The organism is Acinetobacter sp. YH12072, from assembly GCF_013419565.1.
Taxonomy (GTDB): Bacteria; Pseudomonadota; Gammaproteobacteria; order Pseudomonadales; family Moraxellaceae; genus Acinetobacter.
Window position 1 is genome coordinate 1 of record NZ_VOZV01000023.1, and the last position, 15,286, is coordinate 15,286.

A 15,286-nucleotide genomic window follows, 5' to 3' on the forward strand; every position below is an offset into this window, starting at 1 on the left:
AACGACGACTTTGTTTAAGGAAATTCCAGTAGGTTGCTTCAAATTTAAGAAAGAAATCATCAATTACGCAAAATAATTCGGTACTATTAAACATCGGGACTAGAGTTTTAAGTTTTGTGTGGTAACTTAACTGATGGCTCTAGTCCTCTTATTTTTCAAGTCAATTTTTTATCCGCGATTCGGGTTATCAATATTCTTATTAACCACCTTATATAAGTTTTATCTTTTAATGGGTGATATTGAGTAAAACGAGTAATGATCATTAACTGAATTGAATCGCTACAAAATATGTAACGATTCTAGTTTAAAACCAAATAAAAAATATTTTAATAATAATTATTAAATTTAAAAACAATAATTTATGTCAGTAAAAGTATATATTTTACTTTAAAATCTTCTCAAATATCCCCCCTCTTTTCCTGCTTGCAATTAAAGCTTTTCAGTCACATGATTAAGTGATCAAGGCTGTATATCAAGTGAGTAAAATCATGACGCCTGAACAACGCTTCCAAGCCATTTTGGCCCAATCCAAGCAGCATGATGAAGAAAAATCCCAGCGCTCAAAGCTGGAAAATAACCTGATCGTGCTCAGTCATGAACTAAAGGAACTCGCAGAACGCATTGAGGAACAAGTCACTGATCTCATCTTCGCTGAAATGGATCATTTTCTAGAGTCCCAAGGCTGGAATTCAGAATTTATTAATACCAGAAATAAAAGATATACCCTGAATGAAAAAAATATTTATCTCAGCGCGCTTAAACCAGCGATTGGAAAATTTTTATTTGTGATCAAGCATGACCTATTTGAAAGTACTGAACATCAGGTGGAAGCCTGCTTTAAGGATAGTACGACCTTGAGTCATTTTAAAACTGCCATGCAAGGTGGAGATCTTAAAAATGATATTCCGATCAAGGCGCTTGAAGAATGGTTAAAAGGCTTGCAGTTGACATTGCAGAAATTAAAAGCTGAAAGTAACCACCTTCAGGCTGATGGTCTGACCTATGAAGTAATTAAGGTCGGTCAGATCCATCATAAAAGACTGCCTAACATTATCGAAGCCTTTTTATCCATTCTGGAGCATAGATAAGTCTGTTTAAAGTTAGGGTTAGTTTTTAAACTTTATTTACAGGCGCTGTAATTCATTGACCGCACTTCCCTGTTCTGCGAGCCATCTCGCGCGTCGCTGGAACAAGGCTGGAGCAGCCTGATTGACCTGATCAATTAAGATTTGTAGATCAGCACGTACCAGTTTTCGGTTTTCTACCACCATCTGACCGTTGACCATGGTCATATGTACATCCTGTCCTTGTACTGCATGTACCAGATTGGTATGTAAATTAAATAACGGGCCTTGATTAATCAAGGGTGTCATTCTTGGGGTCGCAATATCTACTGCAATAATATCGGCAAGTTTTCCAGCTTCTAACGAACCAATCTGATCCAGCATGCCTAAGGCTTTGGCACCTGTCCGAGTTGCCATCTGACAGACAGACCATGAATCCAGTGCTGCAGCATCCAAACCGGAAAACTTCGCCAATAATGAAGCAGTTTTCATTTCTTCAAACATGTCTAAATTATTATTTTCTTTCTCGCCATCAGTACCTAATCCTACAGCAATGCCATGTTTAAGCATTTCCGTAATGGGGGCGGCGCCAGATGCCAGTTTCATATTCGATATCGGGTTATGTGCGACACCAACATTATAGTGTTTTAAGATTTCGATCTCTGCTGAATCGGCCCAGACACAATGCGCTAACAGACATTGAGGCACATCCAGCATACCCATTTGCTCCAGCGTCTGGATCGGACGCACGCCATAACGTCGAAGATTTTCTTCGACATCAAACTTGCTTTCATTGCTATGGGTATGAAAACCCGTCTGATATTCATGACACATTTTCTGGATACGTGCCAAGGCTTTTTCTTCAGCATAAAACAGATGTTCCAAGCCAACCCAGACCTGAATTCGCCCATTTGCAGCTTGATGCCATTTTTGAATTAAAGCTTCATTGCTGTTGAGGTTTTCAAAATAGTTATGATCTGGATGTTCAGCTACATATGGCACCAGCACTGCACGTATACCTAATTGCTGTGCGGCCTCGGCACTACCTTCCATATAACGCCACATATCCACAATGGTAGTCGTACCGGATAGCAGCGCTTCGGCATAACAGAGATAAGAGGCAATTTTGGCATCTTCCGGAGTCACTACCCGATGCATCGGGTCAATAAACTGTTGCAACCAGTCCCAGACTGGCAGACCCTCAGCTGTACCGCGTAGCAGGCCTGAGTGGCAGTGGGTATTAATCAAACCCGGCATCAATAAACTTTTTGGATACTGGGTAACTGCAGCTTCAGGATATTGCTGAGTTAATTCCTGTAATGTTCCTACCTGTTTAATGAGAGCACCATCAATCAGGATGGCACCATCTTTAATACAGTCCAGGTTTGAGTTCATGGTCAGGACATAATCTGCGCTCATAATTTTCATAAAGTAATTCCTGAGATTTGTCCGATTAAGGGCTAAAGGCTTTGCCAAGTGACGCTGGTAAATTGAGTTTCAATAACTTCTTGTCGCGTGAAATGAGAACTAAGACGACAATGGTTGCGATATATGGCAATGCCGATAACAGTTCATTCGGTACTTCTAGACCTAGCGCTTGGGCATGAAACTGCAAAATCGTTACACCACCAAACAGATAGGCACCCAACATCAAACGCGTCGGTTTCCATGCAGCAAAAACCACTAATGCAATTGCAATCCAGCCACGTCCTGCAACCATATTTTCAATCCACATCGGCGTATAAACCGTAGATAAAAAAGCACCGCCAATACCTGCCATTGCACCGCCAAACATGACTGCACCATAGCGAATCGCCAGCACGTTATAGCCCATGGCATGTGCGCTTTCCGGAGACTCCCCAACAGCTTTCAGTAACAGGCCTAAACGGGTTTTACTCAGTACCCACCACACCAGCACAAAAGCAAGAATGGACAGATACACCACATAGTTTTGCTGGAACAGGACTGGCCCTATGAATGGAATATCAGCGAGTCCCGGAATTTTTAGATTTTCCAGACCCGGTAAGGCAGTACTGACATAATTCTGTCCAAGAAAGGCTGAAATCCCGATCCCAAAAATAGTGAGTGCCAGACCACAGGCGGATTGGTTGGTGCTTAAAGATAAGGTAAAAAATGCAAAAATCAGTGCCATCAATGTGCCTGCCAATCCGCCCATAAATAAGGCGCTGGCGACACTGGCATCATATTGGCTAGCAAAAGCAAATCCGGCAATGGCACCGACCAGCATCATGCCTTCTACCCCTAGATTGATGACACCGGTGCGTTCTGCTACCAGTTCACCCAGTCCGGCAAAGATTAAAGGCGTTGCCGCAGCGACAGTTCCGGCAACAATTGCGGTTAATTCAATACTCATGTTGTTATCCTTCTTCTGTCTGGATCAGGCTGCTTGCGCAGTGGTCATGGTTTTTTTGATTTTCTTTTTGGTAAAACGGTAGCGGTTTTCAATCAGGGCATCTGAAGCCAACAGGAAAAATAAAAGCAGGCCCTGGAAAATTCCGGTAATCGCGACTGGGAGTTGCAACTGCATTTGTGCCAGTTCGCCACCTAAATAGATCAGCGCCATCAGGAAACCTGAAAGTACGATTCCAATTGGATTTAGTCGGCCCAGATAAGCCACAATAATGGCTGCATAACCATAACCTGGTGAAATATTCGGATTGAGCTGGCCGATTGGACCTGCAACTTCACAGATTCCGGCAATCCCCGCCATCAGACCTGAAATTCCCAAACTTAACCAGATGGCTTTTTTTGCTGAAAATCCTGCATATTGAGCTGCCAAAGGTGCCTGACCACTGACTTCCAGTTTATAAGCCATCAGACTCTTACGGATAAAAACCCAGAACAGCACCACTGCGATGATCGTGATAAAAATTGAGGCGTTAATCCGTGTGCCTTCCATAATCAGCGGCAGGGTCGCGCTTTCCGAGAACATTAAGGATTGTGGAAAGTTCATGCCATCTGGATCACGCCATGGACCATTGACCAGATACATCAGCAGGAAAAATGCCACATAGTTCATCATTAAGGTGGTCAAGGTTTCTTGCGCATTAAAATGGGTTTTTAGCAGCGCTGGAATCAGGCCCCAAATTGCACCACCAATCGCACCCATAATCACCATCAAAGGTAAAATCCACCAGCCGATCTGCTCATGAAACAGGATGGCAATACCACCGCCAAAGATGGCCCCCATAGCCAACTGCCCCTCAGCACCAATATTAAACAGACGGGCACGAAACCCAACAGCCAGACCCAAGGCAATTAAAATCAGCGGACTGGCTTTAATTATCAGTTCACTCAGATTATAGACTGAAGTCAATGGCTCAATAAAAAAGATATATAAAGCCTGAGCAGGATTCACTCCAAGCATTAAAAACAATAGGCTACCTACCGCCAGCATGGCGAGTAATGCAAGCACAGGTGAGAGCCATTTCATTAATTGAGAAGGATGTTCTCTAGGTTCTAATAAATGCATATTTACACCTCTTCTCTACGCATGCGCTTCATGGACAGGCTCGGATTCAGCCAATATTGCTGGATCTGCCTGAATACCTGACATGAGCAGGCCAATCTGTTCTGCATTGGTATTTTTAGCCGGGACAGGTGCAGACAGCTTTCCACCAGCCAGAACACAAATCTGGTCACTAATTTCAAACAGTTCTTCCAGCTCTTCTGAAATCACTAAAATCGCAACGCCTTGGCGGGAAAGATCAATCAGGGTTTGACGGATAAACATCGATGCGCCGACATCAACGCCCCAGGTTGGCTGGGAAATAATTAATACTTTCGGCTGTTGCAGGATTTCACGCCCTACAATAAATTTTTGCAGATTCCCGCCCGAAAGGCTGCGCGCTTCCGCTTGTGGCCCTGCGGCTTTTACTCCGAATTTTTCGATACATTGCTGGGCAAAAGCGACAGTTTTCTCAAACTGGATAAAGCCCCATTTGTTTAAACCCTGACGAAAAGCAGTCAATAAAGTGTTTTGTGCCAATGTCATATTCGGCACAGCACCACGACCTAAACGCTCTTCCGGAACAAAGCCCAAGCCTAGATCACGTCGCTGACCTGCACTGAGTTCAGAAATGTCATGATCTAATAGAAAGACTTGACCTTTTTTCGCCGTTTGCTCACCGGAAAGCAGAGCCAGTAATTCAGATTGACCATTACCCGAAATACCAGCAATGCCCAGAATTTCACCGGAATTTAGGTTGAGTTGAATATTGGATAAGGACACACCAAACGGATCATCAGTTTCGTAATTCAGGTTTTTTACCTGAAACAGCGTGCGATGTTCGCCTGTATATTCAACATGCGCATACGTCGGCAATTCTCGGCCAATCATTAATTTGGCCAATTCACTGGTACTATTTTCAGAAGGCAATACATAGCCGGTGACTTTGCCATTACGCAGAATCGTTGCTTCATCACAGAGTTCTTTGATTTCATGCAATTTATGGCTGATATAAAGAATTGAGACACCTTGCGAAGCCACCAGTCGCAAAGTTTTAAATAACTGACGTACCGCTTGTGGAGTTAAGACTGAAGTTGGTTCATCTAAAATGAGTAAGGAAGGATTTTGGAGTAGACAGCGGATAATTTCGACCCGTTGTCGCTCACCAACCGATAAAGAAAAAACTTCACGCCGTGGATCTACCGGTAAGCCATATTGTTCTGATACTTCGGTGATTTTAGCCGCTAAGCTTTTCAGGTCTATTTTCTCATCCAGACCTAATAAAATGTTTTCAGCTACGGTCATGGTTTCAAATAGGGAGAAATGCTGGTACACCATGCCAATCCCCAGTTTCCTGGCCATCGATGGACTTTCTATCTGTACTTCTTTGCCATTCCAGACGATATGACCGCTATCTGCTTTGGTCGCGCCGTAGATGATTTTCATCAAGGTACTTTTACCAGCACCGTTTTCACCCAGGATGGCATGAATTTGCCCAGGTTGGACTTTTAAATTAATACTGTCATTTGCTTTCAATGAGTTATAGCTTTTGCTGATATTGATCAGCTCCAGTCGTGGAATTTGCTGCTCATTGAGCGATGACGTTTCGATGTCATTTGACATGTGAGGCAGATCGCTCATAACTCAGTCTCCACTCATTTTGGCCCAGTCCATAAAGTGATTCATGGACTGGGGGATGATTTTTCAGGATTTACTTTCTTTTATTTTTAAGTCATACACATAGTGAAAGGATTATTTAGGTAATGAACCTTCAACTCCTTTCACATAGAAGTTCATTTTTCCAAGCGCTTCATCTGTCATTTTGCCGCCTTTGGCAATCACCAAAGTTCCATCCTGTTTATAGATTGGGCCCTGGAATGGATGTAATGTGCCTTTATGAATCGCACTTTGTGCATTTAAAGCAGACTGTTTCACCTTGGCAGGAACAGCAGGTCCGAAGTTTTCAATTTTCACTGCATCCTGTTTTACGCCATACCAGAGAGCGGCAGGTTTCCAGGTTTTATTAGCCACTTGCTGCATTGCTGGCGTATAAATTTTTTCCCAGTGCAGTACTGAAGCAGCCAGATGCGCTTTAGGACCAAATTTGCTCATGTCTGAATCCCAACCAAAGGCATAAACGCCTTTTTGCTGGGCAGCTTGCACAACTGCTGGCGAATCTGTGTTTTGCATCAGCACATCAGCTTTTTGAGAAATCAGCGCCAAAGCCGCATCACGTTCTTTACCCGGGTTAAACCATGAGTTCACCCAGATCACTTTGGTTTTGACTTTAGGATTGACGCTTTGTGCACCTAATGTATAGGCATTAATATTACGAACCACTTCCGGGATCGGGAATGAGGCTACGACACCCAAGGTATTAGTTTTGGTGGTTTGCCCTGCCACTACACCCAGCATGTAAGCACCTTCATAGGTACGCACATCATAGATGCCTAAGTTTTTCCCTTGCTTATAACCGGTCGCGTGCATGAATACGGTATTTGGGAACTGTTTCGCGACTTTTTCCATCTGGTTCATATAACCAAAAGAGGTCGCAAAAATTACTTTATTGCCCTGCTGTGCCAGATTACGAATCACACGTTCAGCATCGGCCGTTTCAGGTACATTTTCGATATAAGTCGTTTTGAATTTTCCGCCCAGAGCTTTTTCAGCTTTAATACGCCCCTGATCATGAGAATACGTCCAGCCATGGTCACTGGTTGGTCCAATATAGACAAATGCAGCTTTATCGACTGCAAAGCTCTGACTACTGATCCCCAAACCCATAATTGCAGCCGCAATTACAGGCAGTGAAAATTTTTTCATTATCTTTTTATGTTTGGACATATTCAGCATAAATTGCCTCCGTGAATGCCATTTGAGTTTTATAAATAGCGGCTTTAAAAGATCTGAATCGAAATCAAAAATTTTACTGATTGCTATATTTCTATTAATTAGCAACTTCTATTCCAATTCAGTTCAAAAAATAGAACAGGCGGATTGCAAGACACTTATAATTTTTAGAATGATCTGTTCTTTTATTTATTTTTATTAATTACAGAGGTTTAGAGAAAATTATTGGTATAAAAAAGTTTAATAGTTAAGAAATTAAGCCGAAAAATATAGATATCAATCTAAGTCAATGAGCAAAGTTGCTAGAAAACCAGACTCAGCTCAAGATTGAGAAATTAATAAGATTAAATATTCAAGAATTCTTGTAATTTTCTTTTGTTCTGCGCTAGATAAGTGCGTTAGGTCTAAATCGTGTGCGCCAATAAATGGCTTATAGTTAGCAATGTACTGAATGGATAAAAATAGGTTTTTAAAAATAGAAAATTAAGGAAAGTATTTTTAGAAAATAGAGACTGGATTGCAGGGTTTTAAATTGAGCCTACAATCCGGAAAATCTGTTTTTATGGTCTTATAAATAATATAAATAAAATGAAGTAGAATTATAAAAAGAATAATTTCAAATCTTCACCGAGATGACCAGAAGTCTTTTTGCAATTGAACCGTTTCCTGTTCAAGTTCCATGATTGGTCCAATCAGCTCAATATTCTTCTGACCATGAGCAAAAACATACTCAGCAGAAACACTCATAGTCGGATTCTCATTGTGGTTTCCAGTACATTGCAATAATTTTTCTTCGGTCATGGCATAGACCACCCGCCCGATATTGGCCCAATAAATCGTTCCAGAACACATGCAGCAAGGTTCAACTGCCGTATATAAGGTGCATTCAGCCAGATAATCCGGCGTAAAATTGCTGGCTGCGATCCGGGCTAAAGTACTTTCTGCATGGTTGACCGTATCAATATTACATTGGGTCAGTAAAACCGTTTCATGATCAGGTGCAACCAGCACCGAACCAAAAGGATGATGGCCTAAAGACATTGCCCGCTTGGCAACCTTATTGGATAATCTTAAAAAAGATAGCATTTGCTCATGGCTAGGCTGTGGCATAAATTACTCTAAAATTAGTAGTTCAATGGTCATAGCTCCTCTAAAAAGAGGATTTTCGACATATATGGAATAAAAAAGCACCCCAACAGACCAGGGTGCATAAAGGAGGAAATTTAATTTAAACAATATAGCGTTTGCTTAGGCCCCATTCCCCCAGAATGCGGCGATAAGTTGTCGAAGAACGGTCAGCTTCAAAATGTGCTTCCATAGTGATATCCAAAGGTAATTCTTCTGGTTTCTGGCTTTCGACCATGTCCTGATCTTCAGCAAAAATCTGCGCATTAAAGTCATAAACCGCTTGCAGATCACCAGTCGTATCAAAATTACGGGTCAATGGCACAAATAAACGGGTTTGATTATGAGATACCGGACAGCAGGCATTCAGAATTTTCAGGATGCCATTTTCCGGAAAATGCACTGTTAAAATCGCTGAAAATGGTGGATAGACATCAAACACACGTTTCCACAAGAATCCTTCTGGGGCCAGATGCTGCAGGCCATGCGGATAATTGCTGACATCGCTGACATATTCCGTATGCAAGCCATAAGGGGTGCGTACAGTTGAATACTTTTGCACGATCGGGTTATCACGAGAAGCAAACGATTCATGATGCACCCAGGCAAAATGCGCCACATCAATAAAGCCTTCCAGCTGCCGGCCACTTGAACCACCGATATCAACAAATGGCGGTAAGATCGATTGGTGCTCTTCGCTCTCCCAGGTATCCAGATCAGGGAAATTAGCTTCTGATTCATCCCGGCTAAACAGGCTTGTCCAGACCAGACCGTATTTCAAGACTACTGGAAACTTGGTTAAGGTAAAACGATCCGAAATGTTAGTCAGTTCTGGTTGAGCCGGTATTTTGGTGCATTTTCCTTGAGTGTTGTAATGCAGACCGTGATAAGGACAAATGATTTCTTCACCCTTTACCCAGCCTTTGGTTAATGGCACACCACGATGCGGACAGATATCACGAACCAGATGAATGCTGCCACTCTCAGTTTGATATAGGGCCATCTTCACATCCAGAAGTTGTACCTGCTGTGGCGTAGTACTCACATCCTGAATACGGGCAACTGGATACCAATGCTGAGCCAGGATATTCCAGTCTGATGGGTCAAAGCCGCTACAGTGCGGTTGACTGAATAAATTAAGCACCGGGATCGCATTCATAGTTCACTCACAAATATTTATTGCATGACAACGGCTTAAATTTTTATTTCATTAAGCTGCCTTGTTGTTCTTTTATAAAATTAGCCAAATGCCTGTTCTACTGTCTATTAGAATGTTTCGTAGCCCGTGTTCCAAAAAATAGAACACAAAACTTTTACTGTTCCATTTCTTTGAAAATTGGCACAGAAATCGCTTATCCACTTACATAGAACCAGAATCACTTAGTTTCTAGCTGAAAATTATGTGATTAAAACGATGTGCAGGTGGATTGACGTGATTTTATGAATATTACTTTTTCAAGATTTTCAGAATATTTTATTGCCGTAGCCAAAACAGGCAGCCTCAGAAAAGCAGCTGATCAGCTTTATATTTCCGTCTCCGCGATTCATCGTCAGATCGCTCTGGCAGAAGAAGAATTTGGCATCGTGCTGTTTGAACGGTTGCCGAGTGGCCTGAAGCTGACATTAGCGGGTGAATTGCTCTATGCCGACCTACTCAAATGGCAAAAAGAATTCCAACAGACCTGCGTACGTTTTGATGAAATTCAGGGTTTATCGCGCGGCAGCATTGAACTCGGACTCATTGCGGCACTCAGTGACGGTTTCGTTTTAGATTCCCTGCAATACATGTATGAAAACTATCCCTGGATCAATTTCAATATCCAGATTCAGGAAAGTGATACCGTCTCTAAAATGATTATGGATGCTGAAGTTGATTTTGGCATTCTGCTCAATCCTAAAAGTCATAATCAGCTCGAAGTCATGTCTTTTGTGGAAATCCCGGTTGGATTTGTGATGGCCAAATCTCATCCTTTGGCTCAGGCAGAAAAAATCTATTTTTCCGACACTTTAAACTTTAAGCATCTCATTCCCTGTGCTCCTTTAATCATTCATGACTATGTTTATAGCCTGTATAAACATCATCAATTTATGCCGCAGCAAAAGCTGGAGTGTAATGACATTCGCATGATTACTTCTCTGGCAGAGCGCAACTTAGGGATTGGAGTATTGTCCTACATTGATGCCTTACCTTATTTAGAACGTGATGAACTGGTATTTAAACCGATTATTGAAAAAGGGATGCATCCGCTGACCCTTGCTCTTTGTGTGGCACCGAAACGGCAAATTTCCCGAATCTCACAAATTATGATGAACCATCTGATCGACCAGATGGAAGATTTGAAAATCAAATTACAACAGCTCAATGCCTCATGTGCTGCCTGATTCATGTGCAGTACAAATAAAACTTATTGGAAATAAGATATGACAACCTTATGGATTAAAAATCCTCTTGCTGTATTTACCGCAAATGATCTGGATGCCCGTGGTGGCTTGGTCATCCGCGATGGCAAAATTATTGAACTGGTGGCTTTGGGACAAACCCCAGCATCGCCTTATGACCAGTTCTTTGATGCCCAGAATTTGGTGATTACACCGGGACTGATTAATAGCCATCATCATTTTTATCAGACCTTGACCCGTGCTTGGGCTCCCGTGGTCAATGCGCCGCTATTTCCATGGCTAAAAACCTTATATCCGGTCTGGGCCAAATTGAATACTGAACAGCATTATCTAGCCACTCAAATTGCATTGTCTGAATTACTGCTTTCCGGTTGTACCTTTGCTGCGGATCACCATTATCTGTTTCCACAGCAGCTGTCCGATGCCATTGATGTTCAGGTTGAAGCATCAGAACAATTAGGGATTCGGGTCATGCTGACCCGAGGTTCCATGAGTCTGGGTGAAGATTCTGGTGGCTTGCCACCGCAGCATACCGTACAGGATATGGACACTATTCTGCTGGACTCAGAACGGTTGGTGCAGAAATATCACCAGCGTAGTGCTGATGCGATGGTCAATATTGCGCTTGCACCATGTTCACCATTTTCAGTCACCCAAGAAATTATGCGAGAAAGTGCTGCACTGGCAGAAAAACTGGATGTACGTCTGCATACCCATCTGGCCGAAACACTGGATGAAGAAGAATTTTGTCTGTTTAAATTTGGCATGCGCACCGTCGATTATCTGGAAAGTGTAGGCTGGCTTAATTCCAGAACCTGGCTGGCGCATGGCATTCATTTTGATGCCGATGAGATCCAACGCTTAGGACAGGCTCAAGTCGGTATCTGTCATTGTCCGCATTCCAATATGCGTCTGGCTTCAGGGATTTGTCCAACCATGGATCTACTGGAAGCAGGAGCAGTCATTGGTCTAGGTGTGGATGGCTCTGCTTCGGGTGATGCGTCTAACCTGATTCTGGAAGCTCGGCAGGCGATGTATTTACAACGTTTAAAATATGGTGCAGAAGTGATTACGCCTGAACGTGCTTTAACCTGGGCCACACAAGGCTCGGCACAGGTACTGGGACGTGAAAAGCACCTAGGACAAATCGCAGCAGATTTTCAGGCAGATTTAGCTTTTTATAGTCTGGATGATGTGCGTTTTTCAGGGATTCATGATCCGATTGCCGGCCTGTTACTGTGCGGTGCAGACCGTGCCGAACATGTCATGGTGAATGGACAATGGGTCGTTAAAGACCGGGAAATCCTGAATCTGGATCTTGAAGCGGTTCAGGCTGCACATCGTCAGGCAGCGAAAGCTTTACTTGCGGCCTAAAAAATCTATTAGTGAATTCCTGTTATCTAAATAAAAAAAGCCCTTCGATATGAAGGGCTTTTTGCCAAGAGTGTAAATGCAGAATTAATCTAAAGGATTACCAATAATATTGCTGATAATCCCTTTCATGATATGCGGTCCCTGCTCTTTACGCAGTTCCTCATACCATTCTTTGGTCACGGCTTCATCTTTCATATGCGTCACATCACAACGTTTACGTGCGCGTAATACCAGCTCATTGGCGCGTTCATTGCGTTTGTTCTGATAGCGTTTTAAGGCATCTTCCAGACCCAGCGTATTAATCTGTAAAGACCGAGCCAGATAGATCGCATCTTCCATAGCCTGACAACCACCCTGACCAATATCTGGTGTGGTGCTATGTGCGGCATCACCGACGATCACAACACGACCTTTATAGAACTGGGCAAACGGTTCAATATCATGAATTTCAACCCGATTGGTTTTCTGTTCATCCAGCGCATCAATCAGATGCTGAACCGGCGCACACCAACCTTCAAAATACTGTTTCAATAAGGTTTTATATTCTGCCCGATTATTCTCTAAACCGACCGGCAACGGTACATCAAAGAAGAAATAGAATTTTCCGTCTGCCACAGGCATCAGCGAAACGCGCTTACCTTGTCCGACAAATGTGGTCCATTGATCTGCCGGAGTAAGCTTTTCTGAAATTTCTACCAGACCATTCCAGTTGACATAACCGGCATAGCGACGAGAAAACTGTTCGCCCAGTACATAGGCACGGGTAATGGAATGGGTTCCATCTGCGCCAATCAGTAGGTCTGTTTTAATTTCTGTACCATCCGCAAATTTAACCAGAACACCGTCTTTCTGTTCTTGCAGCTCAACCATCTTCTTGCCCAGCTGAATATCTTCACGGCCAAACTCGTCCATCAACATGTTCTGTAAATCAGCACGTGCCACCGGATATGGACGTTGTCCCACTTCTTCAATTAACGGCAATAAACTGAACTGGGTCATGGTGTCGCCCGTCAAGCCATCAATATAGGCCAGCTGATCCATCTGGCCGCCAAGCTTGGCGACCTGTTCAGTTAAGCCCAGATAATTCAAACATTTTACCCCATTTGACCAAAGTGAGATTGCCGCGCCCACCGGTAAAATCTTTTCTGCCTGTTCATAGATGGTGACTTTATGCCCAAACTTTTTTAGTGCAATTCCTGTGGTCAATCCCCCCATCCCTGCACCAATAATTGTAATCTCCATCTATATGCTCCTCTCAAAATTGTGTTTCTTCCTCCCTGTGTAGCTAAAAGCGTGCCATTTCGAAAATAATGCACTGATTTTTCTCAAAAGTTGGCACAAGCCGTGCATTCATCTATTCATTAAAAACCTGTTTTTATAAGGTCTTTCAGCAGAATTACAGACTTTTATAAAAAATTAGATTCACGTTAAACATAATTTGAATGGAAGATAGTTATGGCAACATTATTTGCACCCATTTTCGAGATCCCTGCCCATATCCAGCAGCTTACCAACTTGGCTGATAGCCGGATTGGTGCAGAAATTCTTGAATGTTCAGATGATTTTTTTGCTGAAGCAAAACGAATGTTGCAATTTGATGCACCAATTTTTGTTGAAGATAAATTTGATAATCATGGCAAATGGATGGACGGCTGGGAAACCCGCCGCAAGCGTCATGCCGGCTATGACTGGGCGATTGTCAAACTGGGGGTAGCTGGAACCATCAAAGCACTAGATATTGATACCACATTCTTTACCGGAAACTATCCAGCTTCTGCTGCAGTTGAAGCCTGCTATGCACCAAATGGTGACTTAAGCACCGCAACCTGGCACTCAATTTTACCAAACAGTATATTAGGTCCGAGCCAGCATCATATTTTTAATATTGATTCAGACGAAGTCTTTACACATGTACGCCTAAATATTTTCCCTGACGGGGGTGTAGCTCGCTTTAAAGTCTATGGTGAAGTAAAAATTCAGGTTCAGGACAGCAATCAGGTGATTGATCTGGTCGCTCTGGAAAATGGCGGTCGTGTCATTGCCTATAGTGATGCGCACTTTGGTCATCCACGTAATCTGATTAATCCGGGGCGTGGCATCAATATGGGTGATGGCTGGGAAACCAAGCGCCGTCGTGCACCCGGCTTTGACTGGTGTATCTTGGCTCTGGGTCAGAGTGGTCAGATTGAAAAAATTGAGATTGATACCGCGCATTTTAAAGGTAACTTTCCTGCTCAAGTCTCTATCCAAGCGATTTATATTGAAGATGCGACTGACCAGCAGTTAATTCCGCAAAGTATGTTCTGGCCATTCCTGCTTGAAGCACAAGAGATGCAGATGGATCATATTCATAGCTTTGTTGAGGAAATCTTAAAACAGGGAAAAATTTCTCATATTCGGGTGAACATGATTCCGGATGGTGGCATTAGCCGGATTCGACTGTGGGGAAAAGTTGCCTGAGTAATTATATCTATGAGCATGCAAACCATAAAAATACAGCCCTTAACTGCTGAAAGTTTCTTGCCTTATGGCGAGGTCATTGCCTGCGAAGGCAATGATTTTTTCCATATTAATGATCAGCAGACCGAGCGTTATCATGCTCTGGCGGTTGCTGAAACAGATGCTAAAGTTGGTCTAAGTATTTTTAGAAATATTCAGACTACAGCCATTCCCTTTGCAATCGAAATGCTGGAACGTCACCCTGTCGGTTCACAAGCGTTCATCCCGATGCAGGGCCAGAAATTTCTAATTGTGGTTGCGCCTAATCTGGATCATGAAAAGCCTGATCTCAGTCAAATTCAGGCTTTTATCAGTAATGGTACACAAAGTGTAAATTACCGTGCCGGTACCTGGCATCATCCTTTGCTGACCTTTGAAGCTCCGAGTGATTTTGTGGTGATCGATCGGATCGGCACTGGTCCAAACTGTGATGTTTATACTTTTCCTGAAAAGATTTTTATCGAAAATTAAGCCCATTAAAAAAGCCCTTATCAATAAGGGCTTT

The 15,286-nt window shown here is 42.8% G+C and carries 13 protein-coding genes and 1 pseudogene; 5 read left to right on the top strand and 9 right to left on the bottom strand.

What is annotated here, in order from left to right; translation table 11 throughout:
• Positions 1-94: pseudogene (locus FTU19_RS10640) on the bottom strand (IS982 family transposase); the annotation flags it as partial.
• 394 nt (positions 95-488) lie between these two features.
• Here FTU19_RS10640 and FTU19_RS10645 point away from each other — a divergent pair.
• Positions 489-1,088 carry a hypothetical protein gene (locus FTU19_RS10645; protein ID WP_180131088.1) on the top strand — a complete coding sequence of 200 codons (600 nt, stop codon included), beginning with the start codon at positions 489-491 and terminating at the stop codon, positions 1,086-1,088.
• Positions 1,089-1,124: 36 nt separating this feature from the next.
• Here FTU19_RS10645 and FTU19_RS10650 read toward each other — a convergent pair whose 3' ends face one another.
• The 7 genes from FTU19_RS10650 to FTU19_RS10680 form a co-directional block, all read right to left on the bottom strand.
• Positions 1,125-2,492, bottom strand: coding sequence for an amidohydrolase family protein (locus FTU19_RS10650; RefSeq protein WP_180131091.1), 1,368 nt, complete (start codon positions 2,490-2,492; stop codon positions 1,125-1,127).
• Between the two features lie 25 nt (positions 2,493-2,517).
• Positions 2,518-3,438, bottom strand: coding sequence for an ABC transporter permease (locus FTU19_RS10655; protein WP_180131094.1), 921 nt, complete (start codon positions 3,436-3,438; stop codon positions 2,518-2,520).
• A gap of 24 nt (positions 3,439-3,462) precedes the next feature.
• Entirely contained in the window at positions 3,463-4,557 is a 1,095-nt protein-coding gene (locus tag FTU19_RS10660; protein WP_180053302.1) for an ABC transporter permease, read from the bottom strand.
• Between the two features lie 15 nt (positions 4,558-4,572).
• Complete coding sequence (locus FTU19_RS10665; protein WP_180131096.1) at positions 4,573-6,174, bottom strand: ABC transporter ATP-binding protein; 1,602 nt, start codon at positions 6,172-6,174, stop codon at positions 4,573-4,575.
• Positions 6,175-6,285: 111 nt separating this feature from the next.
• Positions 6,286-7,317 carry a BMP family ABC transporter substrate-binding protein gene (locus tag FTU19_RS10670; RefSeq protein ID WP_249365091.1) on the bottom strand — a complete coding sequence of 344 codons (1,032 nt, stop codon included), beginning with the start codon at positions 7,315-7,317 and terminating at the stop codon, positions 6,286-6,288.
• A 690-nt stretch (positions 7,318-8,007) separates the two neighbouring features.
• Complete coding sequence (locus FTU19_RS10675; RefSeq protein ID WP_180053305.1) at positions 8,008-8,493, bottom strand: nucleoside deaminase; 486 nt, start codon at positions 8,491-8,493, stop codon at positions 8,008-8,010.
• A 118-nt stretch (positions 8,494-8,611) separates the two neighbouring features.
• Positions 8,612-9,667 (bottom strand): aromatic ring-hydroxylating dioxygenase subunit alpha, encoded by a 1,056-nt coding sequence (locus FTU19_RS10680; protein WP_180053306.1) that lies wholly within the window; start codon positions 9,665-9,667, stop codon positions 8,612-8,614.
• 281 nt (positions 9,668-9,948) lie between these two features.
• Here FTU19_RS10680 and FTU19_RS10685 point away from each other — a divergent pair, with 281 nt between their 5' ends.
• Entirely contained in the window at positions 9,949-10,890 is a 942-nt protein-coding gene (locus FTU19_RS10685) for a LysR family transcriptional regulator (protein ID WP_005235603.1), read from the top strand.
• 39 nt (positions 10,891-10,929) lie between these two features.
• Positions 10,930-12,282 (top strand): 8-oxoguanine deaminase, encoded by a 1,353-nt coding sequence (locus tag FTU19_RS10690; protein WP_180131099.1) that lies wholly within the window; start codon positions 10,930-10,932, stop codon positions 12,280-12,282.
• A gap of 84 nt (positions 12,283-12,366) precedes the next feature.
• On the opposite strand, the gene hpxO is transcribed toward FTU19_RS10690, so the two are convergent.
• On the bottom strand, positions 12,367-13,524 hold the full coding sequence (gene hpxO, locus FTU19_RS10695) for an FAD-dependent urate hydroxylase HpxO (RefSeq protein WP_180131102.1): 1,158 nt from the start codon (positions 13,522-13,524) through the stop codon (positions 12,367-12,369).
• Between the two features lie 213 nt (positions 13,525-13,737).
• Between hpxO and alc the strand changes: the two genes are divergently transcribed.
• Both alc and FTU19_RS10705 read left to right on the top strand, forming a co-directional pair.
• Positions 13,738-14,742, top strand: coding sequence for an allantoicase (gene alc / locus FTU19_RS10700; protein ID WP_125278689.1), 1,005 nt, complete (start codon positions 13,738-13,740; stop codon positions 14,740-14,742).
• Between the two features lie 12 nt (positions 14,743-14,754).
• On the top strand, positions 14,755-15,252 hold the full coding sequence (locus FTU19_RS10705; protein ID WP_175967571.1) for an ureidoglycolate lyase: 498 nt from the start codon (positions 14,755-14,757) through the stop codon (positions 15,250-15,252).
• Positions 15,253-15,286: the final 34 nt, after the last annotated feature.